At 72.1% G+C, this 21,682-nt stretch carries 25 protein-coding genes; 15 read left to right on the top strand and 10 right to left on the bottom strand.

Annotated features, from left to right (window positions below):
• The first annotated feature begins 17 nt into the window (after positions 1–17).
• The 5 genes from QFZ75_RS09810 to QFZ75_RS09790 all read left to right on the top strand — a co-directional run bounded on the left by QFZ75_RS09810 (position 18) and on the right by QFZ75_RS09790 (position 4,499).
• On the top strand, positions 18–857 hold the full coding sequence (locus QFZ75_RS09810; RefSeq protein WP_307535612.1) for a pyrimidine reductase family protein: 840 nt from the start codon (positions 18–20) through the stop codon (positions 855–857).
• 134 nt (positions 858–991) lie between these two features.
• Complete coding sequence (locus tag QFZ75_RS09805) at positions 992–1,465, top strand: indole-3-glycerol phosphate synthase (protein WP_307535610.1); 474 nt, start codon at positions 992–994, stop codon at positions 1,463–1,465.
• 154 nt (positions 1,466–1,619) lie between these two features.
• Entirely contained in the window at positions 1,620–3,008 is a 1,389-nt protein-coding gene (gene murC, locus QFZ75_RS09800; RefSeq protein WP_307535608.1) for a UDP-N-acetylmuramate--L-alanine ligase, read from the top strand.
• A gap of 28 nt (positions 3,009–3,036) precedes the next feature.
• Positions 3,037–3,444, top strand: coding sequence for a peptide-methionine (R)-S-oxide reductase MsrB (gene msrB, locus QFZ75_RS09795; RefSeq protein ID WP_307535606.1), 408 nt, complete (start codon positions 3,037–3,039; stop codon positions 3,442–3,444).
• A 302-nt stretch (positions 3,445–3,746) separates the two neighbouring features.
• Entirely contained in the window at positions 3,747–4,499 is a 753-nt protein-coding gene (locus tag QFZ75_RS09790; RefSeq protein ID WP_307544356.1) for an RNA polymerase sigma factor SigF, read from the top strand.
• 24 nt (positions 4,500–4,523) lie between these two features.
• Here QFZ75_RS09790 and QFZ75_RS09785 read toward each other — a convergent pair whose 3' ends face one another.
• Positions 4,524–4,979 carry an ATP-binding protein gene (locus QFZ75_RS09785; RefSeq protein WP_307535604.1) on the bottom strand — a complete coding sequence of 152 codons (456 nt, stop codon included), beginning with the start codon at positions 4,977–4,979 and terminating at the stop codon, positions 4,524–4,526.
• Between the two features lie 269 nt (positions 4,980–5,248).
• Between QFZ75_RS09785 and QFZ75_RS09780 the strand changes: the two genes are divergently transcribed.
• Genes QFZ75_RS09780 through QFZ75_RS09755 form a run of 6 tightly spaced genes read left to right on the top strand, consistent with a single transcriptional unit; the run spans position 5,249 to position 11,013 of the window.
• Entirely contained in the window at positions 5,249–6,100 is an 852-nt protein-coding gene (locus QFZ75_RS09780; RefSeq protein WP_307535603.1) for an STAS domain-containing protein, read from the top strand.
• The gene (locus QFZ75_RS09775) at positions 6,097–6,468 is read left to right on the top strand and encodes an STAS domain-containing protein (RefSeq protein WP_307535602.1); all 372 of its coding nucleotides are present in this window, start codon (positions 6,097–6,099) and stop codon (positions 6,466–6,468) included. The genes QFZ75_RS09780 and QFZ75_RS09775 overlap by 4 nt, the downstream gene beginning before the upstream one ends.
• Positions 6,465–6,887: an ATP-binding protein gene (locus tag QFZ75_RS09770; protein WP_307535600.1), complete on the top strand. Its 423-nt coding sequence runs from the start codon at positions 6,465–6,467 to the stop codon at positions 6,885–6,887. Before QFZ75_RS09775 ends, QFZ75_RS09770 begins: the two co-directional genes overlap by 4 nt.
• Positions 6,875–7,942: an ATP-binding SpoIIE family protein phosphatase gene (locus QFZ75_RS09765; protein ID WP_307535597.1), complete on the top strand. Its 1,068-nt coding sequence runs from the start codon at positions 6,875–6,877 to the stop codon at positions 7,940–7,942. Before QFZ75_RS09770 ends, QFZ75_RS09765 begins: the two co-directional genes overlap by 13 nt.
• 15 nt (positions 7,943–7,957) lie before the next feature.
• Complete coding sequence (locus QFZ75_RS09760; protein ID WP_307535595.1) at positions 7,958–9,412, top strand: HAMP domain-containing sensor histidine kinase; 1,455 nt, start codon at positions 7,958–7,960, stop codon at positions 9,410–9,412.
• Entirely contained in the window at positions 9,409–11,013 is a 1,605-nt protein-coding gene (locus QFZ75_RS09755; RefSeq protein ID WP_307535594.1) for a fused response regulator/phosphatase, read from the top strand. The genes QFZ75_RS09760 and QFZ75_RS09755 overlap by 4 nt, the downstream gene beginning before the upstream one ends.
• 27 nt (positions 11,014–11,040) lie before the next feature.
• On the opposite strand, the gene QFZ75_RS09750 is transcribed toward QFZ75_RS09755, so the two are convergent.
• The gene (locus QFZ75_RS09750) at positions 11,041–11,403 is read right to left on the bottom strand and encodes a DoxX family protein (RefSeq protein ID WP_307535592.1); all 363 of its coding nucleotides are present in this window, start codon (positions 11,401–11,403) and stop codon (positions 11,041–11,043) included.
• An 80-nt stretch (positions 11,404–11,483) separates the two neighbouring features.
• On the opposite strand from QFZ75_RS09750, the gene QFZ75_RS09745 reads away from it, so the two are divergent.
• Both QFZ75_RS09745 and QFZ75_RS09740 read left to right on the top strand, forming a co-directional pair.
• Positions 11,484–12,371: a LysR substrate-binding domain-containing protein gene (locus QFZ75_RS09745; protein WP_307535590.1), complete on the top strand. Its 888-nt coding sequence runs from the start codon at positions 11,484–11,486 to the stop codon at positions 12,369–12,371.
• 9 nt (positions 12,372–12,380) lie between these two features.
• Complete coding sequence (locus QFZ75_RS09740) at positions 12,381–12,842, top strand: RpiB/LacA/LacB family sugar-phosphate isomerase (protein WP_307535588.1); 462 nt, start codon at positions 12,381–12,383, stop codon at positions 12,840–12,842.
• Positions 12,843–12,867: 25 nt separating this feature from the next.
• Here QFZ75_RS09740 and QFZ75_RS09735 read toward each other — a convergent pair whose 3' ends face one another.
• The 8 genes from QFZ75_RS09735 to QFZ75_RS09700 form a co-directional block, all read right to left on the bottom strand.
• On the bottom strand, positions 12,868–13,491 hold the full coding sequence (locus tag QFZ75_RS09735; RefSeq protein WP_307535586.1) for an ATP/GTP-binding protein: 624 nt from the start codon (positions 13,489–13,491) through the stop codon (positions 12,868–12,870).
• Complete coding sequence (locus QFZ75_RS09730; RefSeq protein WP_307535584.1) at positions 13,478–13,834, bottom strand: DUF742 domain-containing protein; 357 nt, start codon at positions 13,832–13,834, stop codon at positions 13,478–13,480. Before QFZ75_RS09730 ends, QFZ75_RS09735 begins: the two co-directional genes overlap by 14 nt.
• A gap of 1 nt (position 13,835) precedes the next feature.
• Positions 13,836–14,261, bottom strand: coding sequence for a roadblock/LC7 domain-containing protein (locus QFZ75_RS09725; protein WP_107021990.1), 426 nt, complete (start codon positions 14,259–14,261; stop codon positions 13,836–13,838).
• Positions 14,262–14,272: 11 nt separating this feature from the next.
• Entirely contained in the window at positions 14,273–16,690 is a 2,418-nt protein-coding gene (locus tag QFZ75_RS09720) for a nitrate- and nitrite sensing domain-containing protein (protein WP_307535581.1), read from the bottom strand.
• A gap of 215 nt (positions 16,691–16,905) precedes the next feature.
• On the bottom strand, positions 16,906–17,919 hold the full coding sequence (locus QFZ75_RS09715) for a substrate-binding domain-containing protein (RefSeq protein ID WP_307535578.1): 1,014 nt from the start codon (positions 17,917–17,919) through the stop codon (positions 16,906–16,908).
• A gap of 240 nt (positions 17,920–18,159) precedes the next feature.
• The gene (locus QFZ75_RS09710) at positions 18,160–18,978 is read right to left on the bottom strand and encodes an SAM-dependent methyltransferase (protein ID WP_307535576.1); all 819 of its coding nucleotides are present in this window, start codon (positions 18,976–18,978) and stop codon (positions 18,160–18,162) included.
• Positions 18,979–19,064: 86 nt separating this feature from the next.
• Positions 19,065–19,277 (bottom strand): DUF397 domain-containing protein, encoded by a 213-nt coding sequence (locus QFZ75_RS09705; protein ID WP_307544354.1) that lies wholly within the window; start codon positions 19,275–19,277, stop codon positions 19,065–19,067.
• Positions 19,278–19,302: 25 nt separating this feature from the next.
• On the bottom strand, positions 19,303–20,178 hold the full coding sequence (locus QFZ75_RS09700; RefSeq protein ID WP_307535574.1) for a helix-turn-helix transcriptional regulator: 876 nt from the start codon (positions 20,176–20,178) through the stop codon (positions 19,303–19,305).
• A gap of 306 nt (positions 20,179–20,484) precedes the next feature.
• On the opposite strand from QFZ75_RS09700, the gene QFZ75_RS09695 reads away from it, so the two are divergent.
• Together QFZ75_RS09695 and QFZ75_RS09690 are read left to right on the top strand one after the other, a co-directional pair.
• On the top strand, positions 20,485–21,084 hold the full coding sequence (locus QFZ75_RS09695; protein WP_307535572.1) for an ATP-binding protein: 600 nt from the start codon (positions 20,485–20,487) through the stop codon (positions 21,082–21,084).
• The gene (locus QFZ75_RS09690) at positions 21,062–21,520 is read left to right on the top strand and encodes a hypothetical protein (protein ID WP_307535570.1); all 459 of its coding nucleotides are present in this window, start codon (positions 21,062–21,064) and stop codon (positions 21,518–21,520) included. Before QFZ75_RS09695 ends, QFZ75_RS09690 begins: the two co-directional genes overlap by 23 nt.
• The last annotated feature ends 162 nt before the right edge of the window (positions 21,521–21,682 follow it).

Raw genomic sequence — 21,682 nt, 5'->3', positions numbered from 1 at the left:
GTGCCAGACTGCATCACATGCGACGCCTGTTCCCCGTGACCGACCAGACAGCAGCCCCGGCCCCGGACGGGACGTCCGGCTCGGACACGGGCACGGGTGCGCGGGCAGATGCGACGGACCGGCAGTGGGGGCTCGACGAACTGGCCGAGGCGTACGCCTACCCGTCGCACATCCCGGGCTCCCCGGGCGCCGGGGAGCCCTGGCTGCGGGCCAACATGGTCTCCACGCTCGACGGCGCCGCCCAGCACGACGGGCGGTCGCAGCCCCTGTCCTGCGCCGCCGACATGCGGATCTTCGGCACGCTGCGGGGGCTCGCGGACGTGGTGCTGGTCGGTGCGGAAACGGTACGCCAGGAGGGTTACCGCCCCGCGCGGGCCCGCGAGGACTTCGCCGCGCGGCGGCGGGCGGCGGGGCAGGGGCCGGCCCCCGCCGTCGCCGTGGTGAGCGCCGGCCTCGGCCTGGACTTCTCGCTGCCGCTCTTCACCTCGCCGCTGGTTCCCACGCTCGTGCTCACCGGGGCCGCGGCGGCGCCCGAGCGGATCGCCGCCGCCGAGAAGGCCGGTGCGCGGGTCGTGATCGCGGGCGAGGGCACGGGGGTGGACCCCGCGCGGGCCGTCGGCGCCCTGGCCGCACTGGGCATGCGCCGGATCCTCACCGAGGGCGGGCCCCGGCTGCTCGGCCAGCTGGTCGCGGCGGGGGTCCTCGACGAGCTCTGTCTGACGGTGTCCCCGATGCTCACCGCGGGCAGCGCCCAGCGCATCGCCGGCGGTCCCGCGGTCGAGGTGCCGAGCCGCTTCGAACTGACGTCCCTGCTGGAGGAGGCCGGGTTCCTGTTCGGTCGCTACCGTCGGACCTGACCGAAGAGGTGGAATATTCTGTTCCGTTTATTGTTCGCCGGGCACACTGAATGTCGCAGTCCCCGTACGGTCACGGGGCAGGATGGTTTCCGCAGGGGTCTACGAGCGGCCCTCGGACGAGAAGGGCGTTTGTCGTGTTCACGAGCGTACTGATGATCGAGAAGGCGCTGACGTCCGCGGACGTGGAGTTCGTCACCACCTTGCACGGCGACGAGGAGGTCGCCTTCCACGTGCTGCTCCAGCCCCGCGGCGACCAGGCGGACCGGCTGCTGCGGGCCATCGACGACGTGGCACTCGGCGAACTGGACGAGGCGGCGCGCGAGAACGAGACGCCCGAGGGGGCGGAGGCGGCCGGACAGGGGCGGCAGGCCCTCGACGTGTCGCTGACGGCGCTGCGGGCCGGCGGGAACCCGGCGCAGGGGCGGCTGATCGAGGACCATCCGCTGGACGCGCTGAAGGCCCTCGTCGACGAGAGCGGGGCCGACGAGGTCATCGTGCTGACCGATCCGCACTACGTGGAGGAGTTCTTCCACCGGGACTGGGCCTCGCGGGCGCGGCACAAGGTGGGGGTGCCGGTGCTGAAGCTGTTCTCGCACAGCAAGGCGTGAGTTCGGCCGCGCCGCCGGGCCGGGTCCCGGCCGCGGGTGCGTGGGGGCTGTCCGCGCGGTTCCCCGCGCCCCTGACGGGGCGGGGCCGTCCCGGGCGGCACACCCCATAAGCTGGGCGGGCTCACCGTCGTACCCGAGTCCTGGAGAAACACGTATGGCACCCGGCCTTCCCACCGCCATGGATCGACCGCACTTCATCGGCATCGGCGGCGCCGGGATGTCGGGGATCGCGAAGATCCTCGCGCAGCGCGGGGCCGCGGTGGCCGGCAGCGACGCGAAGGAGTCCGCGACCGCCGAGGCGCTGCGCGCGCTGGGTGCCACCGTCCACATCGGGCACGCCGCAGATCATCTGGCGCCCGACGCCTCGTGCGTGGTCGTCTCCTCGGCGATCCGCGCGGACAACCCGGAGCTGGTCCGCGCCGCCGAGCTGGGCATCCCGGTCGTCCACCGCTCGGACGCCCTCGCCCGCCTGATGGACGGCCTGCGGCCGATCGCGGTCGCCGGCACGCACGGCAAGACCACCACCACGTCGATGCTGGCGGTCTCCCTGTCGACACTGGGTCTGGACCCCTCGTACGCGATCGGCGGCGACCTCGACGCCCCCGGGTCCAACGCCCTGCACGGCGAGGGCGAGATCTTCGTCGCCGAGGCCGACGAATCGGACCGCAGCTTCCACAGGTACGCCCCCGACGTGGCGATCGTGCTGAACGTGGAGCTGGACCACCACGCCAACTACGCCTCCATGGACGAGATCTACGCGTCCTTCGAGACGTTCGCCGGGAAGATCGTGCCCGGCGGCACCCTGGTGGTCAACGCGGACCAGGACGGCGCGCGCGAGCTGACGCGGCGGCTGCCGGAGGGCATCCGGGTGATCACGTACGGCGAGCGCGCCGACGCCGACGTACGCGTGCTGTCCGTAGTCCCGCAGGGACTGAGGAGCGAGGTGACCGTCGAGCTGGACGGCGCCACGCTCACCTTCACGGTCTCGGTGCCCGGCCGGCACTACGCGCACAACGCGGTCGCGGCGCTGGTGGCGGGCGTCGCCCTGGGCGTCCCGGCGGACGAACTGGCCGCCGCCCTCGCCTCGTACACGGGAGTGAAGCGGCGTCTGCAGCTCAAGGGCGAGGAGGCGGGCGTGCAGGTCGTGGACTCGTACGCGCACCACCCGACGGAGATGACGGCGGACCTGGAGGCCATGCGGGCGGCCGTCGGCGACGGCCGCATCCTGGTCGTCTTCCAGCCCCACCTCTTCTCCCGCACCCAGGAACTCGGCAAGGAGATGGGACAGGCGCTGTCCCTGGCGGACGCCTCGCTGGTCCTGGACATCTACCCGGCCCGCGAGGACCCGGTCCCGGGCGTGACGAGCGAGCTGATCATCGAGGCGGCGCAGGCGGCCGGCGCCCGGGTGACGCCGGTGCACGACAAGGCGGCGGTGCCCGCCCTGGTGGCGGGAATGACGAGGCCCGGTGATCTGGTTCTCACCATGGGCGCGGGAGACGTGACGGACCTCGGACCCGGGATCCTGACCCGCCTGTCGAAGTAGCACCACCTGTAGTGAGGGGCTGAGCAACATGTCGTACGACATCGAGAAGCCGGACGAGCAGTGGCGTGCGGAGCTGAGCCCGGCCGAGTACGCCGTCCTGCGCCAGGCCGGCACCGAGCCGGCGTTCCGCGGCGAGTACACCGACACGAAGACGAAGGGCGTGTACGCCTGCCGGGCCTGCGGCGCCGAACTCTTCACCTCCACGGAGAAGTTCGAGTCGCACTGCGGCTGGCCGTCCTTCTACGACCCGAAGGACTCCGACGCGGTCGAGCTGATCGAGGACCGCTCGCACGGGATGACGCGCACCGAGGTGCGGTGTTCGCGCTGCGGCTCGCACCTGGGCCACGTCTTCGAGGGTGAGGGGTACGCCACCCCGACCGACCAGCGGTACTGCATCAACTCCATCTCGCTGACGCTGACCCCGGCCGAGGACTGATCCGGAGCCGGAACGGCACGGGCGGCGCCGCTTCCGCGGCGCCGTCCATGGCGTCCCACCGCGTTCCCCGGAACGTCCTTCGACGCTCCGTGAAGAAATCCGGTCCGGGCGCACATGCATCCCGCAACAGGGGGCAGGTGAATCTGGACCTGTTGTTTCCACCGTTCTCTCTCTTTAAGGCGGCACCCGTGATCTCCTCCGTGAACGCACCTGAAGCATCCGCTTCCAGCGCGCCGGAGGTCTGCGGTGGGCTGCCCTGGATCGAGGACGGCGGCAAGGTCGCGCCCCGGGACGCGCGGGAGATGTCGCGGCTGTTCCTGGACCGGCTGCAGGAACTCGAAGAGGGCACGCCGGAGTACCAGTACGCCCGCAACACCCTGATCGAGATGAACCTGTCCCTGGTGAACTTCGCGGCCCGCCGGTTCCGCAACCGCGGCAGCGGCGACATGGAGGACATCATCCAGGTCGGCACCATCGGCCTGATCAAGGCCATCGACCGCTTCGACCTGTCCCGCGAGGTCGAGTTCACCTCGTTCGCGATCCCCTACATCGTCGGCGAGATCAAGCGCTTCTTCCGTGACACCACCTGGGCCGTGCACGTCCCGCGCCGGCTGCAGGAACTGCGCGTCACCCTCGCGAAGAGCAAGGAGACCCTGGCCGCCTCGCTCAACCGGCCGCCCACGGTCAAGGAACTCGCCGCGCACCTGAACCTGACCGAGGACGAGGTCATCGAGGGCCTGGTGGCCGCCAACGGCTACGTCGCCGGCTCCATCGACACCCCCGGCGCCGACGACGACTCCAGCGACGGCGGCCCCAAGTACGCCGACACCCTGGGCGAGAGCGACCCGGCCATGGACCTCTTCGAGGACCTGCACACCCTCGCGCCGCTGCTGCAGCAGCTGGACGAGCGGGAGCGCACCATCATCGAGATGCGCTTCGGCCAGGAGATGACCCAGGCGGAGATCGGCCGCGAGCTGAACCTCTCCCAGATGCACATCTCCCGCCTGCTCACCCGCACCCTCAACCGCCTGCGCGCCGGCCTCCTCACCGCCTGAGGAGCCGGCCGGCGGCGGGGACCGTCACTCCTGGTCCGGTCCGTCGGCCAGGGCGATGGAGGCGGTGACGCGCTTGCCGTCCGGTTCGAGGTCGACCCGGAAGGCGTGGGCGACGGCCATGACGATCTCCAGACCGTGCTGGCCCACCCTCAGCGGGTCGACGGAGCGGGCGGCCGGACGGGCACGGACGCCGTCGCGCACGCTCACCGTGACCAGCGCGTCCGCGATGCGCAGTTCCATCAGTACGGGGCCGGGGGCGTACTTGTGCGCGTTGGTGACGAGCTCGCTCGCCACCAACTGGGTGAGATCCATGGCGCGGGCGGAGACGGACACCCCGTGGTCCGTCCGGGCCCGGGTGAGGAAGCCGGCCGCGAAGTGACGGGCCCGCGCGATCGAGCCGCCGTCGCCGGTCAGGGGGACGGCCGCGGTCAGGGCGGGGACGTCCGACGTCCCGGCGCCGTCTCCGTGCGCTGACTCCACCGCTCACCCGCCTTCGGTCCCGTCGTCCGCGCCGTCCGGGTCCCCGGCGTCCACCGGGGACCCGGACGGACCCGTATGGAGGACATGGTGACAGAAGTGCGCCCGCGCGCGACCCGGCCGCCGCCCGGGGACGCGCCCGGCGCCCGCGGCGGTCGCACACCGCCCCCGGTTCACCGTCACGCAAGGTCACGGCTGCCCGGCGGAACCTGTGCCGTAGGCTTTCCGGGTCAGCTATGACACGTAAATAGGAACACTGAAGGAGCGCCTGAATGGCGAAGCGAGACGACGCTGTGGACCTGGTCGGGCTCTTGTCGGTAGAGGGTCAGGACCTGGCCGCGGCGTGGGTCCGGGAGGTCGCGGGGTCCCTGGGCGGACGGGTCGGCACCGCCGAACTCGACCGCGAGCTCCGGGAGCTGTACGAAGCCCTGCTGGACGCGCTGCGCCAGGGTGCCACCGACATCCACGCGGACCAGATGTCCGAGGTCCGCGCACTGCTGACGGAGCTGTCGAGGAACAGGGCACGCCAGGGGTTCTCGCCCAGCGAGACGGCGATCAGCGTCTTCGCGCTGAAGCGGGTCCTGGAGCCCGTCCTGCAGAACGGCTCCGCCGACGAGATCCGCGGCTACCTGGAGCTCGCCCGCGTCCTGGACGGTCTGGGCCTCTTCACGATCGAGAGCTACTCGCAGACGCGCGACGAGATCATCACCGCGCAGGCGGAGCAGCTCCTGGAGCTCTCCACGCCCGTGGTGCGGCTGTGGGACGGCGTCATCGCCGTGCCGCTGGTCGGCACGCTGGACTCGGCGCGTACCCAGGTCGTCATGGAGAAGCTCCTGCAGGCCCTCGTGGACACCGGCTCGGAACAGGCGATCATCGACATCACGGGCGTTCCCGCGGTGGACACCCAGGTCGCCCAGCACCTGCTCAAGACCATCGTCGCGGCCCGGCTGATGGGCGCCGAGTGCACCGTGTCCGGCATCAGCCCGCAGATCGCGCAGACCATCGTCGCGCTGGGCATCGAGTTCGACGACATCGTGACGAAGGCCAGCCTCGCCGACGCCCTCAAGCTGGCGCTGCGCAGGGCCGGCGTGGACCTCGTCGCCCACGAGGGTGCCAAGCGATGAGCGAGCGCATTCCGATCCTGCGGATCGGCGACACCCTGCTGGTGTCCGTCCAGTTCGATCTGGAGGACCAGATGGTGCTGAACCTCCAGGAGGACCTGGCCGAACAGATCGTCGCCAAGTCGGCCCGGGGCGTCATCATCGACATCAGCGCCCTGGAGATCGTCGACTCCTTCGTGGGACGCATGCTGGCGACGGTCGCCGCCATCTCGCGCGTGCTCGACGCCAGGACGGTGGTGGTGGGCATGCGTCCCGCCGTGGCCATCACCCTGGTCGAGCTGGGGCTGTCCCTCGGCGGCGTCGACACCGCCCTGGACCTGGAGAAGGGGCTGGCGAAACTGCGTCACCCCACCAGTTCGGCCTTGCGGTGACGGCGCCCTGGACGGCGGGGGAAAAACCTCAGGTCCATCCCATAGCGCGCAGCGGCGACCTCGTGCACATCCGGCAGGCCATCAGGGCACTGTCCCAGCGGTGCCGGCTGTCACTGGTCGACCAGACGAAAATGATCACCGCCGCGAGTGAGCTCGCACGCAACACCCTGATCTACGGCGGCGGCGGAACGGTCACCTCCGGCCTGGTCGGCGCGGGCAACAAGCGGGGCGTGGCCGCCGTCTTCGAGGACTCAGGTCCCGGTATCGCCGATGTCGAACAGGCGATGACGGACGGCTGGACCTCGGGCGGCGGGCTCGGGCTGGGCCTCAGCGGCGCCCGGCGCCTCGTCGACGACTTCCAGCTGGTCACCGCGCCGGGCGAGGGCACGACCGTGACCATCGTCAAGTGGGTGCGGTGAACACCGCGGCCCTTCTGTCCGGCGAGGACGTGGCGTGGTTCCGGGACGGCGCCTCGCTCGCGGTGACCGCCCGGGGCGCGGCCACCACCCTGGCCAGGCGCCTCGGGCTCAGCAGCCACCGGTCCGCCGAGATCGCCCTCGCCGTCACCGAGGCCGCCACGAACGTGCAGCGGCACGCCGACGACGGAGCCCTGCTGCTGCGCGTGGTGCGGTCCGGGGACCAGGCCGGCGTGGAGTTCCTCACCGTCGACTCGGGGCCCGGGATGACGAACGTCCCGGCCGCCCTGACCGACGGCACGTCCAGCGCCGGCACGCTGGGGATAGGCCTGGGCGCGGTCTCCCGGCTGGCGGACCACTTCGACCTGCACTCCGTGCCCGGGCACGGAACGGTCATGGCCGCGCGGTTCTGGCCGCGCACCGCGGACGGCAGGGCCGTCGTCGCTTCCGCCGAACCGTCCCCGGCCGGCGGCGTGACCAGGCCCATCAGCGGGGAGACCGTGTGCGGGGACGCCTGGGCCGTACGGCCGGTCGAAGGCGGCGGCGACGGACACCGCCCGGTGCTCCTGGTCATGCTGTGCGACGGGCTGGGCCACGGGCCCCTCGCCGCGCGCGCGAGCCAGGCGGCGGTCAAGGCGTTCCACGCCACCGGCGACCTCGGTCCGGAGGGCGCGCTCACCGCTGTTCACCGCGCCCTGCAGGGAACGCGCGGCGGCGCGGTCGCCGTGGCGCGGATCGAGCCCGCCGCGGGACGCCTGCTGTACTGCGGCATCGGCAACGTCAGCGGCTTCCTCCTCGGCGACCACGGACGCCGGGCCCTGCTGTCGGCCCCCGGGATCGTCGGCGCGCAGATGCGCCGGCTGCGGACGTTCGAGGAACCGCTGCCGCCGCACGGCGCCCTGGTGATGCACTCCGACGGGCTGACCGAGCGCTGGGACCACACCTCCCTGCCGGGTCTGCTGAACCACTCGGCACCGGTCGTGGCGGGGCATCTGTTGCGCGAAGCGGGAGTACGGCGGGACGATGCCGGCGTCGTCGTGGTCAAGGGCGCATGGTGAGCGGTGGAGAACGGGATGATCGTGGCGACTGAACCGGGCCCTCGCGGTGGCGCGTCCCACGACGACACCTCTTCCGCCAAGGGGCCCGCGGACCTGGTGACGCCCTTCGTCCTGTCCTCGTCCCAGGACGTGTTCGGCCTGCGGCGGACCGCGCAGCAGGTGGCGTCCGCGATGTCGCTGGAGCAGCAGGACCAGGTCCGGCTGGCGACCGCGCTGAGCGAGATCGGACGGGACCGGCTCGGCAGCCGCGGCCTCGAGGTCTTCTTCGGCCTGGTCCCGCCGGGCAGGCCGGCCGCCCTGCTCGTCACGTTCGCCTGGACCGGCGGACCGCCCCCGGCGAAGGAGACGCTCGACCTGGCCGCGAAGCTCGTCCGGATCGACCACGAGGCCGGTGCGGCGGGCGGCCGCATCGTCGTCGTCCAGCCGCTGCCCGTGGAGGCCGGAAGCACGGCCGAGCAGCGGGCCCGGCTCATGGAGGTCCTCAGGACCGGTTCCCGCTCGACCGAGGCCGACGACCTGCGCGCCCAGACCCGCGACCTGATCGCCACCCTCGAGGAGACCCGCGCCCAGCGGGAGGAACTGCGCCGCCTCAACGAGGAGCTGGAGGAGACCAACCGGGGCGTGCTCGCGCTGTACTCCGAGCTGACCCAGGAGCTGGAGGCGACCAACAGCGGAGTCCTGGCACTGCACTCGGAGCTGGAGGACAAACGTCAGCAGCTGCAGGAGGCCAGCGAGGCCAAGACCCGCTTCTGGACGAACATCAGCCACGAACTGCGCACCCCGGTCAACTCCGTGGTCGCGCTCTCCAGCCTGCTGCTGGGGCCCGGTTCGGCCGCCCTCACCGACGAGCAGCGCGAACAGGTCGAGTTCATCGCCTCCTCCGGCAACACGCTGCTGTCGCTGGTGAACGACCTGCTGGACGTCGCGAAGGCCGAGGCCGGCCACCTCGACATCCAGCCGGAACCGGTGGACCTGCGGCTGCTCGTCGCGCACCTCAGCGGCATCCTGCTGAGCGTCCACGGCCACGACCCGGTCACCCTGGTCATGCCGCGGTCCGAGCGGCAGCCGTCCCTGGTCACCGACGAGACGCTGTTGGTGCGCATCCTGCGCAACCTCCTCTCCAACGCCCTCAAGTTCACCGAGCGCGGCGAGGTGCGCCTGGACATCGAGGCCGACCCCGAGCCCTCGGCCCCTGCCGTGCTGTTCACCGTCACGGACACCGGGATCGGCATCCCGCCCGAGGAGCTGGGCCGGGTCTTCGAGGTGTTCTACCAGGTCCGCGGCCCGCACCAGAACGGCAGGCCCGGCACCGGCCTGGGTCTGCCGTACGCCCGTACGCTGGCCGAACTGCTCGGCGGTTCCCTGACCCTCACCAGCACCGTGGGGGTCGGCACCCGGGCCGAGGTCCGCCTGCCGGACCTCGGTCACGAGTACACGAAGGAACCGCGGAACCGAAAGGGCGGATCGTGACCGACAGCGTGCAGGAGCATCTGCCCGCGACCGTACTGGTCGTCGACGACAACGAGACGAACCGTTACGTCCTGACCAGCTGGCTGCAGCGCGCGGGGCACACCGTCGTCAGCGTCGGCACGGGCGAGCAGGGCCTCGCCCACGTGAGTTCCGGACCGGGCCCGATGCCGGACATCGCGATCATCGACGTCCTGCTCCCCGACATGAGCGGCTTCGAGGTCAGCGAGCGCCTCAAGGACAGCCCGCGCACGGCGCACATGCCGATCATCCAGATCTCCGCCGCCGCCATCAGCCCGGCCGACCACGCGGAAGGGCTGCGGCGGGGCGCCGACGCCTACCTCGACCAGCCCATCGACCCGGGCGAGCTCCTCGCCACCGTCACCGCCACCCTGCGCTACGCGCGGGCCCGGCAGCGCGCCGAGCGGCTCGCCCGGCGCCTCATGGAGCTGAACCGGGCGACGATGAACGTCTACAGCGCGGTGGGCTTCCACTCCTTCGCGGCGGCCGCCACCGGCGGCGCGGCCGCGCTCCTGGACGGCCCGGCCAGCGCGGTGTTCCTCTCGCCCCAGACGCAGGCCGTGCACAGCATGACCGACGACCCGCGGACCCCCGTACGCATCCACCCCGCGCACCCGGGCCTCCTCAAGCGGCTGGCGGCCCACGGCCTGAACCAGGACACCGGGGTCACGACCGTCCGGATCCCGCACGGGCAGTGGCGGGCCCTGCTGCCCGGCGACCACCTTCCCGGTGACGTCGCCCTCGCGGTGGCCCGCACCAAGCGCGGCCGTCCCCCCGTCTGCCTGGCCGTCCCCGCCGCCGCGCTGCAGAGCGCCGACGACGAGCAGCTCCTGCAGCAGCTGGCCAACGCCAGCGCCCTGGCGCTCGAAGCCCTGCGGACCTACAACGAGGAACACGCCCTGGGCCTCGCCCTGCAGCGCTCCTTCCTGCCCAAGGAGCTGCCGGCCGTCCCCGGCATCCAGCTGGCCTTCCGCTACCTCCCCGCCTCCGAGCACGCCGAGATCGGCGGCGACTTCTACGAAGCGGTGGAGACGGTGAACGGCCTGCTCCTCGCCATCGGGGACGTGGTGGGGCACTCGGTGGCGGCCGCGACCGTCATGGGCGAGGTGCGCCACGCACTGCGGGCCTACGCCATCGAGGGCCACCCCCCGCACCACGTCCTGGACCGGCTGGAGACGCTCCTGGGCCAGTCCCAGCCCGGCGTCACCGTCACACTCTGCCTCGTGCTGGTCGAGCCGGACGAACGCCGCCTGCACATCGCCAACGCCGGGCACATCCCGCCGCTGGTGATCGACCCGAAGGACGGGCCGCGGTTCCACGACCCGCACGGCCCGCTGGTGGGCCTCGGGCTGTCGCACCCGCCGCCCACCGTCGTCGAGGCCCCGCCCGGCACCCGCCTGCTCATGGTCACGGACGGCCTCGTCGAGATACGGGCCACCCACCTGGACGCCACCCTCGCCGAGTTCCGCCGGACGGTGGCCGACGGACCGGAGGACCTCGAGGAGATGTGCGACCTGCTGCTCGAACGCTTCGGGCAGAACAAGGACGACGACATCGCCCTGATCACGGCCCTGTTCTCGTAGCGCCCGCCAGGGACCCGGGCCGGCGCGTCACAGCCAGGCCGTGGCCAGCAGGGCGGTGACGGCGGCGGCGGCGACGAGCGAGGCGTTGAGGGCGATCCGGCGGTCCCCCATGCGCAGGTGCACCCTGATCGCGCCGATCTGTAGGACCCCGAACCCGACGGCCGCCGCGAGGGCCAGCCAGGGCGCCACGCCGGTCAGCGGCGGCAGGACCAGCCCGAGCGCGCCGAGCACCTCGACCGCCCCGAGGGCCCGGACGGCCGGCAGCGGCATGCTGTCCACCCACGCCATCATCGGGCGCAGCTGTTCCCTGCTCCGGAACACCTTCACCCCGCCCCCGTAGAGGTAGAGGAGGGCGAGCAGGCCGGCGACGATCCAGTACGCGACGTTCATGACCCCATTCAGGATCACCGCGAAGCCGCTGTCCAAGACCCGTTCCGCGGCCTCGATACCGTACGGGTATCGTGGCGCCCATGGAGCTGCGTACGCTGCGGTACTTCGTGGCGGTCGCCGAGGAACTCCACTTCGGCCGCGCCGCCACCCGCCTGCACATGAGCCAGCCACCGCTGAGCCGGGCGATCAGGCAGCTGGAGACGGAACTCGGCGGCGCGCTGTTCGACCGCTCGTCCGCCGGGGTCGCCCTCACCCCCGCCGGCGCCGTCCTGCTCGACGAGGCGCGCGCCCTGCTCGACCGGGCCGAGCTGGCCCGCACCCGCGTGGCCGGGGCGGCCGGCACGGCGACCCTCACCGTCGGCATCCTCGGGGACAGCACCGACCCGCGCGCCACCCGGCTGGCCGCCGCCTACCGCGGGCGGCACCCGCACGTCGAGGTCCGCGTCCGCGAGACCGACCTGACCGACCCGACCTGCGGGCTGCGCGCCGGACCGGTCGACATCGCCCTGACCCGGGGCCCGTTCGACGGAACCGGCCTGACCGTACGCGAACTGCGCGCCGACCCGGTGGGGGCGCTGCTGCGCGCGGGCGACCCGCTGGCCCGCCGCGACAGCCTGGTACTCGCCGACCTGGCCGACCGGCGCTGGTTCCGGTTCCCGGCCGGCACCGATCCGCGCTGGCAGGCGTACTGGCAGGGCGGGGAACCTCGCGAGGGGCCCGTGGTGCGTGCCGTCCAGGAGTGCCGGCAGGCCGTGCTCTGGAACGGCACGGTCGGCATGACGCTCCTGGACCACGAGCCGGGGGAGGGGCTCACCGTGGTGCCGCTGCTCGACATGGAACCGAGCCGGGTGGTCGTCGCGTGGAACCGGGGCGACACGAACCCCCTGGTCCACTCCTTCGTGCAGGCGGCGACCGCCGTCTACCGCGACCGGCCGGTACGCGGGACGGGCCCGCGGACCCTCCAGTAGGCTCCGGCCATGCGGATCTCCGTCTCCTCCGACATGGACGAACCCGTGGCCCGCGCGCTGCTCGGCGAACTGCGCGAGCGCGGCCACGAGGTGCTGGCCCACGGCGCGTTGCGGCCCGGCGCCGACGCGCGGTGGGCGGTGTGCTCGGAGGCCGCGGCCCGCGACGTCGCCGCCGGACGGGCGGACCTGGCGGTCGTCTGCTGCTGGACCGGCACGGGCGCGTCGATCGCCGCGAACAAGGTGCCGGGCGTACGCGCCGCGCTGTGCACCGACGCGTACACGGCCCGGGGCGCCCGCCGCTGGAACGACGCCAACGTGCTGGCCCTGGGGCTGCGGCTGACGTCCGGGCCGCTGCTGAAGGAGATCCTCGACGCCTGGTTCGCGGCCGGGCCGAGCACCGACGCCGACGACCGCGAGAACGTGTCCCACGTGGCCCGGCTCGACCGCGGGCGCGGCACGACGGCTCCGTAGCGGCTCGAGGCCGGCGCGGACGGGCTCAGGCCGGGCCGATCGGGTAACCCGGGCGGCCGGTTCCGTTGCTCTGCGCCGACGTCGCTATCAACTGGTCGATGAGCGCGATCAGGACGTCCCGGCACGAGTCCCGGTCCCGGGCGTCGCACAGGAGCACATGGGCGTTCTCCGGCAGCGCCAGGGCCTCCCGGATCTCCTCGGGCGCGTACGGGTGCTCGCCGTGGAAACCGTTGACGCCCACGACGAACGGGATGCCGCGCCGCTCGAAGAAGTCGATGGCGGCGAAGCTCGACTCCGGCCTGCGGACGTCGACCAGGACCACGGCGCCGAGGGCGCCGATCGCCAGGTCGTTCCACATGAACCAGAACCGCTGCTGTCCGGGCGTGCCGAAGAGGTACAGCACGAGTTCCTGGCTGAGCGTGATGCGTCCGAAGTCCAGGGCCACCGTGGTGGCGTGCTTCTCCGGGATGCCGCCCAGGTCGTCGACGCCCAGGCCGGCCGAGGTGAGCGGTTCCTCCGTGCGCAGCGGCACGATCTCGCTGACCGAGCCGACCATGGTGGTCTTGCCCACGCCGAACCCTCCGGCGATCAGGATCTTGACCGTGTCGGGTGCCGAGGTCCCCCGGATGACGGGGTCAGAGCCGGCCAAGACCGTCCCTCACTTTCTGCAGCAGGTCCAAGTCCGAGGTACGGGAGATCTCGCGGGGCGCCCGGGCGGTGATCCGGCCCGCCTCCAGCAGGTCGCTGAGCATGATGCAGACCACGCTCACCGGCAGGTCGAGCTGGGCCGCGAGCTCCGCCACCACGACCGGCTTCACGCACAGCCGCAGGATCCGCGCCTGCTCCGGCTGCGGCCGCTCGGCCCGGGCGGGCGGCGGGTCCACCGTGGTGACCGACGTGATCAGGGTGAAGTCGGCGCGGCTGGGCCGGGTACGGCCGCCGGTCAGCGTGAACGGCCGTACCAGACGGCCCGCCGAGTCGCCTCCGTTCACCTCACTCGCCGGAGTCGGTGGCGACGCCGGCCCGCGGTGCCGCGCTGAGGTGCTCGCCGATCTTCTTCACCAGCATGTTCATCTGGTACGCGACGACGCCGACGTCCGCACCCCGGTTGGTGAGCACGGCCAGGTGCGCGCCCGGTCCTGCCGTGGTGAGGATCAGGTAGCTGTTGGCCATCTCGATGAGCGCCTGGCGCACGGGTCCGCCGCGGAAGTCCATGCTGACGCCCTTGCTGAGGCTCATCAGCCCCGACGCGGTCGCCGCCAGCCGCTCGGCGTCGTCCCGCAGGAACCCCGTGGACCTGCTGACGACCAGTCCGTCCTCGGAGAGCACGACGGCTTGGTTCACCTCGGCCACCCGGTCCACCAGTCCGGTGAGCAGCTGGTCGAGCTGGCTGTGTGTGGCGGGGATGGGGCGTGTCATTTCTCTGTCCTTCATGAGCGGTCTGCGGGCGGAGTCGAGGTGACGGATGCGCCGTCCGGCGCGGCTTCTTCCCCTTGGTCGTACGTCGGATCCGCGTCGTTGTCACGCGCCTGGAGCGTTCCGCGCTGGAACCCGGCCAGGGAGGAGGCCGCGCGTTCCGCCGTGAAGTCGTCCAGGGGACTGCCGGCCTCGTCGGCCGTGTCGGCCGCGGAGTCCTCGCGCAACTCGGCGGCCAGGCTGGTCTGCGGCACCCGGCGCGGCAGCGGGGTCATGGCGCCGCGCCCCCCGCCGGCGCCCGCGCCGGGACGTGCGGCGAGCGGGGCGGTGCGGGCCGCGGGCACCTCGGCGGTCCGCACCCGGGCGACGGGCTGCGCCTCCCGGGAGCGCTCGTGCGTGGCCCCGTCCGGCTCGGCGTCCTGTGGGGCCGTGCCCCGCGCGGCGGCGCGGGCCGGCTCGACGGCGGCCGCAACCCGCGGCTCCGCGGCGCGCTCCGCGTCCCCGGTGGCGGACTCGCGCACCACGATCTCGTACGGGACCAGCACGATCGCCGTCGTGCCCCCGTACGGCGAGGGACGCAGGGTGACGGTGATGCCGTGCCGGTTGGCGAGCCGGGCGATCACGAACATGCCGAGCCGCAGGTCGTCGGCGAGGGCCACCACGTCGAACTGCGGGGGCACCGCCAACTGGGCGTTGAACGACGCGTAGTCGTCCTCGGACATGCCCAGACCGCGGTCCTCGATCTCCACCGCCAGGCCCTTGGCGACCAGACCGGCCCGTACGCCGACGGCGCTGGGCGCGGGGGAGTAGGTGGTCGCGTTGTCGATGAGCTCGGCCAGCAGGTGGATGACGTCGGCCACCGCGGGCGGCGCGAGGAAGACCTCCTCGTCGGTCTGCACCTCCACCCGCTGGTACTCGGCGACCTCGCCGACCGCGCTGCGCAGGATGTCGATCAGGGCGACCGGCTCGGTCCAGCTGCGGCCCGGCCGCTCGCCGCTGATGATGACCAGGTTCTCCTCGTAGCGGCGCAGCTGGCTCGCCGTGGAGTCGAGCTCGTACAGGCCCTTGAGGATGTTCGGGTCCTGGTGCTCGCGTTCCAGCGCGTCGAGCTTGGTGAGCTGGAGGTTGACCAGGTTCTGGCTCTGCCGGGCGATGCCGAGGATGACCTTCTGGAAGCCGCGCCGGGTGTCGGCGAGTTCCACGGCGGTGTTCACCGCCGTGCGCTGGGCGGTGTTGAACGCCTGGGCCACCTGCCCCAGTTCGTCCCGGCCGTAGTCCAGCTCGGGCGTCGCGGACTCGACGTCGACCGTCTCGCCGCGGTCGAGCCGCGCCACCACGTCGGGCAGCCGCTCCTCCGCCAGACTCAGCGTGGCGATCCGCAGCCCGCGCAGCCGGCGGGACAGCGAGCCGGTGATGCGCCACGACATGACGACGCAGACCAGCAGGGCGACGAGCCCGGCGGCGCTCAGCGCGGCCGCCTTGACGAGCAGGGCCTCGGCCTGGTCGTCGCTGCGCTGCAGCAGCGCCGTCGTCTCCTGGTGGATCAGGGCCGTGTACTGCTGCCTGAGCTTGTCGTACGCCGTGGTCCAGCGCTGCCGGGCGTCCGGCAGGGAGATCTTCTTCCCGTCCCCGGACCGGGCCGCCAGCACCTGGTTCTCGACGGTCTCCAGGGTCTTCCACTCCGGGCCCTGCAGGATCCGCTCGGTCTTGGTCTTCACCGAGCCGCGCAGCGACGGGATGAGCTGGTCCTCGACGAGGAAGCGCCGGGCGTTGACCAGCTGGGTGAAGTGGCTCCACGACTGCTCGTCCAGTGCGCGCGCGGGCCACACCAGGTGGAGCTGGGCGTCCTCCTGGGAGACCAGCTCCGCGGAGTGTTCGAGGGCGACGAGCGGTCCCGCCTGCGAGGTCAGTTCACCGTCGTCGACCTGGGAGATCTCCTGGAAGGCGTGGATCTGGTCGTCGATGATCGAGGTGTACTGGTCCAGCGCCTGCTCGGGGGTGATGTCGGTGGGGTCGTCCACCTGCCCCCGGTAGTACTCGAGGCTCCCCACCGACGCGATGACCGAGTACATCCGGTCGCGGATCCGGGTCGGTGCCTCCCGGATCCGGTCGGACTGGCCGACCAGCGTCGCGATCGCCTGGTCGGTACGCTCCCGCTGCTCGTCCAGCGCGGCACGGGAGCCGCGGGGCGAGGCCAGCAGCACGGCCGACAGGCTGCGTTCCCGCTGCAGCGCGAGCGCCGCGTCGGTGCCCATGGCCCCGGTCGACCGGCTGAGGCCGGTCTGGTCCCGCAGCCGCAGTCCCTCGGAGAACATCTGGATCGTCGTCACACCCCACATGGCGGTGAGGGTGACGCTGGGGACCAGGGCCAGGAGGATCAGCGAGAGACGTATGGAGCCGAGACGGCGGCGGGCGCCTGTCCGTGGAGACATCGTCGTCCTAGAGCGTTCAGCGGTGAGCAGGGGGCGCGGAGGAGCTGAGTGATCGGCGGGACGGGGGGAACAGTACGGTAAGTGACCGCGTGTCTGTTACACACAGCGGTGCGCAGGATGCTATCCGTACAAGTGACCGTACGCACCGTGAGTACCCCAAACCTTGTCACCGCCGTTATAAGACGACCGCCGTCCGGGCAGTTCCGTGAGGTGGTTCAGCGGGTCCCGCCGGCCGCGTACTTGGCCACCGAGGCGACGTTCTCCTTGGTGACGAACGCCGGTCCGGTGAGTACGGGCTTCTCCCCGCCGCCGCTGACGTTGCCGTTGGTCCCGTACAGCCAGAACGCGTCCACGGCCAGGTATCCCTGCAGGTAGGGCTGCTGGTCGACGGCGAACTGCACGTCCCCGCCCTGGACCGCCTTGACGATGTCGTCGTTGAGGTCGAACGTGGCGATCTCGGCCTTGCTGCCCGCGTCCTTCACCGACTTGACGGCCTCCAGGGCGAACTGGGCGCCGTTCATCACGACTTCGTCGATGGTCGGGTCCTGGCGCAGCGCGGCGGCGACGGAGTCGGTCAGGGCCTCCGAGTCGGTGCCGTCGACGTAGAGCAGGTCGGTTTGGCCGCCGAAGGTCTTCTTCACCCCGGCGCAGCGGGCCTCCACCGCCACGTTGCCCCGCTCGTGGATGACGCACAGGGCGTGCTTGGAGCGCAGCGCGTCCAGCTTGTCGCCGACGGCGCGGCCTGCGACGCTCTCGTCCTGGCCGAAGTACTGCAGCAGGCCGCTCTGTTTCCAGGCGTCGATGCCGGAGTTGAGGCCGACCACCGGGATGCCCGCCGCCCTGGCCGCGGCGACGGCGCCCTTCATCGCCTCCGGCTTGGCCAGGGTCACCGCGATGCCGTCGACCTTGTCGGCGACCGCTTCCCGCACCAGCTTCGCCTGGCCCGCGGCGTCGGGGTCACTCTTGTACGACAGATCGATGCCGTCCTTGCCGGCCGCCGCCTCGGCACCCTTGCGCACCCGCTCCCAGAACGCGTCGTCGGGCGCGCTGTGGGTGATCAGAGCGACCTTGATCCCGGCGCCGCCCGCCTTGGCGGCCGTGGTGGCGTCCGAGCCCGCGTCGTCGGAGCTCGTGCAGCCGGACGCGAGCAGGGACACGGCGGCGCAGGCGGCCAGGGCCGTGACGCGCGCGGATCTGCCGGGAACGGAGCTGGGGGGTGTGGGGTTCATGGGGAAACGGCACCTCGCTGTGCGGCCGACAAGCGGATGGAAGCGTGGAGTCGCATGACGGCCGGCGGGACGAGTGTGCCGACTGCCCGACTCTTCGTTGGCCGGAGCCAACCGTGTGTCACACCCGGTCGTCAAGTGAGTGCCCGCATGGCCGGAGTTGTACGCTTTTGATTTGAGGCGGCCCTGAGGTACGCGAGGCGCCCCCGGCGGGGCGCCCCGGCACCGGCGGAGCCGCAACCGTTACCCCTTGCGGGCGATCGCCCCGTACATGGCGATGTCCTCGTCCCGGACACCCTCCTCGCCCGTACCGTCCGGGTGCCACTTGTGCACCTGCACGATGCCGGGCTCGACGAGTTCGAGTCCCTCGAAGAACTCCTCCGCCTCACCCCTCGTCCGCAACCGCATCGGCATCCCGCGGGCCGCGTACTCGCGGGCGACCCGCCCCACCTCCTCGGGCGCGAACTCGGCGGTGCCGATGGTCATCGCCAGGTAGCTGCCCGAGGGCAGGGGGTCCAGGAGACGCCGGACGATGCCCACCGCGTCGTCCTCGTCCAGCACGAAGTGGACGATGGCGATGACGGTCAGCGCGACCGGCCGGTCCAGGTCCAGGGTCTCCCGGAACTCTGCGGAGCCGAGCACGGCCTCCGGCGACTGGAAGTCGGCCTCGATGTACGCCGTCCTGCCCTCGGGCGTGCTGGCGAGCAGTCCCTGGGACAGGGTGAGGACGATGGGGTCGTTGTCCACGTAGACCACCCGGGACCCGGGGGCCACCGACTGCGCGATCTCGTGGAGGTTGGGCGAGGTGGGGATGCCCGTCCCGATGTCCAGGAACTGGCGTATCCCCGCGCTCTCGGCGAGCCAGCGCACCGCGCGGTTCATCCAGTCGCGGTTGGCACGCATGTGCACGGGCATGGCGGGCCACTCCCGCACCATGGCGTCGCCCGCCTCCTTGTCGGCGGGGTAGTAGTCCTTGCCTCCGAGGATGTAGTCGTAGATGCGTGCCGAGTGCGCGCTCTCGGTGTCGATCCGGTCGGCAGGCCATCCGTCGTTGTCGGGCAACGCCGTTCTCCCATCATGTCGTCGGTCCACGGTGAACGCTCCCGCATCGGCAGGAGTTTCGGAACAGCGCGTCGGAGAACGGCGCGTCAGAGCAGGAAGTCGGCCCGGCCGGCCTTCACGCCCGCCAGGAAGCTCGTCATCTCGTGGGGGGTGAAGACCAGCGCGGGGCCGTCGGGGTCGGTGGACTGGCGCAGCGCGACCCGGCCGTCGCCGAGCTTCTTCGCCTCGACGCAGGCGCCGCCCGCGTCGTCGCTCCACGGCTTGTACCAGCCGCGGGTACCGAGATCGCGGGACGGCATGCCGTTGCGTATGGGGTGGTGCACGTCAGAGCTCCTTGCGGATCGCACCGAGGAGGGCCTCGGTCTTTCTGGCGGGCGCCGACTGGGCGCCCAGCCGGTCCAGGGCCTCGCGGTAGACCACGACGTCGTCGGCCTTGTCCAGGTACACAGCGCCCACCAGGCCGCTGAGATAGACGATGTCGGGCAGTTCGCGGGCCCGGAACCGGAAGAGGTGGAACGCGCCGGCCCGCATGGCCGGGTGCGGGCCGTTCCTGAACGGCATGATCTGCACGGTGACGTGCGGTAGCGAGTTGACCTCGATCAGATGGTCGATCTGGGCGCGCATCACCGCGGGACCGCCGACCGGCCAGCGCAGCACCGTCTCGTCCATCACGATCCACACGCGCGGCGGCGAGGGCCGGGAGAGCAGCTCCTGGCGCCGCATCCGCAGCGCCACCCTGCGGTCCGTCGCCTCCCGCGAGGCGTGCGGGTTGCCGGCGCCCAGCAGGGCGCGCGCGTACTCCTCGGTCTGCAGCAGTCCGTGCACGAACTGCGACTCGTAGGCGCGGATCTGCAGCGCCGCCTGCTCCAGGCTCAGATACGCGGCGAACCAGTCGGGCAGGACGTCACGGTACGTGTGCCACCAGCCGCGCTTGTTCGCCTCGCGGACCGACTTCAGGAAGGTGTCGATCTCCTGCTGGTCGGTGACGCCGTAGATCTGGAGCAGCTTCTCCGCGTCGGGGAGCCGCAGCCGGGCCACCTTGGCGGCCTCCATGCGGCGGATGGTGGAGTGGCTGACCCCGAGCGCCTCACCCGCCTGCTCGAACGTCAGTCCGGCGCGGGTGCGCAGTTCCTCCAGCTGTCTGCCGAGGATCATGCGCAGGACGGAGGGCGCCCCGCCCCAGTCTGTTTCCGCGGTCACGCCTTACCCCCTCGCAGCGGGCTTCGAGGTCGCAGTCTGTCACGATCACCCGTTCGACAGGCGAAGCATGCACGTGGCGAATTGCAATTTTCAACTTGCTGGTTGCGAGGTGATGTTGGCAGGTGCCACAGTAGGGCGTACCGTCCGGCGCGGTGAACGGCGTGACGAAGCGGCCCAGTTGGGGGAGAACGGGCTGCGGAGCGTCACTGTGCGCAACGAGGTGCTCTGCCTCGCGGCCCGGCCGATCCGTGCGGTACCGGCACCGGCCTGACCCCCGGTGCGAAGGCAGACGAAAGGCGAACGGCGATGGCTCCGCCCTCTCTCCCCAAGCCATGGGGCCGACTGCCCGCTGACGAGCCCCCGCAGCACAGATCAGGTGCGTTCGGCGTCCCCCCGATACCCGCCTCGGTGGGTCTGGCCCGCCGTAACGTGCGCGAGCTGCTCAGTGCCTGGGGCACCGACCCCGAAGCGTGTGACAACGCTGTCCTGGTGACCTCCGAGCTCGTCACCAACGCGCTCACCCACACGGCGAGCAAGTGGGTCGTGTGCCGCCTGCGCACCGACGGACACCGGCTCCACCTGGAGGTCGAGGACCAGAACCGCGGTCTGGCGATCCCCGCGCAGCGCACCGCCGGGCCCGACGACCAGGGCGGTCGCGGGCTCCTGCTGGTCGGCACGCTCAGCAGCGACTGGGGTGTGCGGGACACCGCGCACGGCTCCGGGCGTGTCGTCTGGGCCGTCCTGCCGGCGCGGCCCGTCCTGTCGCCTGCTCCGTCCGCGGTCCCGGCTCCGGCGGAGCCGCGGGACCTCGCCTCCACCGGGCTCACGCCCGCCGCCCGTCTGACCCGGCCCACCCCCCACTCGGCCGAAGGATCCCTGCCTCATGGAACTGCAGCACGTCCCTGACCCGTGGTCGCGCGACCACGCGACATCCCCCTCCGAGCGCCCGATGCGCCTGGTGATACCCGCGGAACTGCGCACCGGCCTGGGGTGCGACGTGGTGGGCACGTCCAGAGAGCACGGCGAACGCATCCTGGACTGTCTGCCCCGCGTCGGCTGTGTCTTCGCCGACGACTCCGCGGACGGCGAGCGCTGGTGGTGGATCGTCCCGGCCGGCTCCCACATCGGCGTCAGCTGGCCGCCCTCCGTCACCTACACCGCCGGCGCCCACCGCGCCGATCCGTCCTGGACCCGGATCCGCCGCGGCTTCCTCTCCGACCGGCCCCGGCTGATCCACAACCCCACGGGCGACTCGCCGTACACCCCGCCGATCCCCCTGTACTTCCTGGCGTGCCGCCTCGCGGGCAGCGTCCCGCGCTGGTCCCTGGCCGGAGGGGCCTGACCGCGCCCGCCCCGCGGGGGAACCCCTTCGACGCCGTCGGTCGCATCGGCGATACTTCGACGACCCCTGCCACTCCGGGACGCGAACCGGCCGGCGGACCGGACCCGGACCGGACCGGACCCGGACCGGACCGGACCCGGACCGGACCGGAGCGGAACCGAC

This window comes from Streptomyces sp. V3I8 (assembly GCF_030817535.1).
GTDB lineage: Bacteria > Actinomycetota > Actinomycetes > Streptomycetales > Streptomycetaceae > Streptomyces.
This window is presented reverse-complemented; position numbering and strand designations above follow the sequence as displayed.

What these genes read in the sequence shown, in the direction of transcription:
- QFZ75_RS09810 (WP_307535612.1), top strand. Translation starts at nt 18, where the DNA reads ATGCGACGCCTGTTCCCCGTGACCGACCAGACAGCAGCCCCGGCCCCG.
- murC (WP_307535608.1), top strand. Translation starts at nt 1,620, where the DNA reads ATGGCACCCGGCCTTCCCACCGCCATGGATCGACCGCACTTCATCGGC.
- msrB (WP_307535606.1), top strand. Translation starts at nt 3,037, where the DNA reads ATGTCGTACGACATCGAGAAGCCGGACGAGCAGTGGCGTGCGGAGCTG.
- QFZ75_RS09790 (WP_307544356.1), top strand. Translation starts at nt 3,747, where the DNA reads ATGTCGCGGCTGTTCCTGGACCGGCTGCAGGAACTCGAAGAGGGCACG.
- QFZ75_RS09780 (WP_307535603.1), top strand. Translation starts at nt 5,249, where the DNA reads ATGGCGAAGCGAGACGACGCTGTGGACCTGGTCGGGCTCTTGTCGGTA.
- QFZ75_RS09775 (WP_307535602.1), top strand. Translation starts at nt 6,097, where the DNA reads ATGAGCGAGCGCATTCCGATCCTGCGGATCGGCGACACCCTGCTGGTG.
- QFZ75_RS09760 (WP_307535595.1), top strand. Translation starts at nt 7,958, where the DNA reads ATGATCGTGGCGACTGAACCGGGCCCTCGCGGTGGCGCGTCCCACGAC.
- QFZ75_RS09750 (WP_307535592.1), bottom strand. Translation starts at nt 11,403, where the DNA reads ATGAACGTCGCGTACTGGATCGTCGCCGGCCTGCTCGCCCTCCTCTAC.
- QFZ75_RS09745 (WP_307535590.1), top strand. Translation starts at nt 11,484, where the DNA reads ATGGAGCTGCGTACGCTGCGGTACTTCGTGGCGGTCGCCGAGGAACTC.
- QFZ75_RS09740 (WP_307535588.1), top strand. Translation starts at nt 12,381, where the DNA reads ATGCGGATCTCCGTCTCCTCCGACATGGACGAACCCGTGGCCCGCGCG.
- QFZ75_RS09725 (WP_107021990.1), bottom strand. Translation starts at nt 14,261, where the DNA reads ATGACACGCCCCATCCCCGCCACACACAGCCAGCTCGACCAGCTGCTC.
- QFZ75_RS09720 (WP_307535581.1), bottom strand. Translation starts at nt 16,690, where the DNA reads ATGTCTCCACGGACAGGCGCCCGCCGCCGTCTCGGCTCCATACGTCTC.
- QFZ75_RS09715 (WP_307535578.1), bottom strand. Translation starts at nt 17,919, where the DNA reads ATGAACCCCACACCCCCCAGCTCCGTTCCCGGCAGATCCGCGCGCGTC.
- QFZ75_RS09705 (WP_307544354.1), bottom strand. Translation starts at nt 19,277, where the DNA reads ATGCCGTCCCGCGATCTCGGTACCCGCGGCTGGTACAAGCCGTGGAGC.
- QFZ75_RS09695 (WP_307535572.1), top strand. Translation starts at nt 20,485, where the DNA reads ATGGCTCCGCCCTCTCTCCCCAAGCCATGGGGCCGACTGCCCGCTGAC.
- QFZ75_RS09690 (WP_307535570.1), top strand. Translation starts at nt 21,062, where the DNA reads ATGGAACTGCAGCACGTCCCTGACCCGTGGTCGCGCGACCACGCGACA.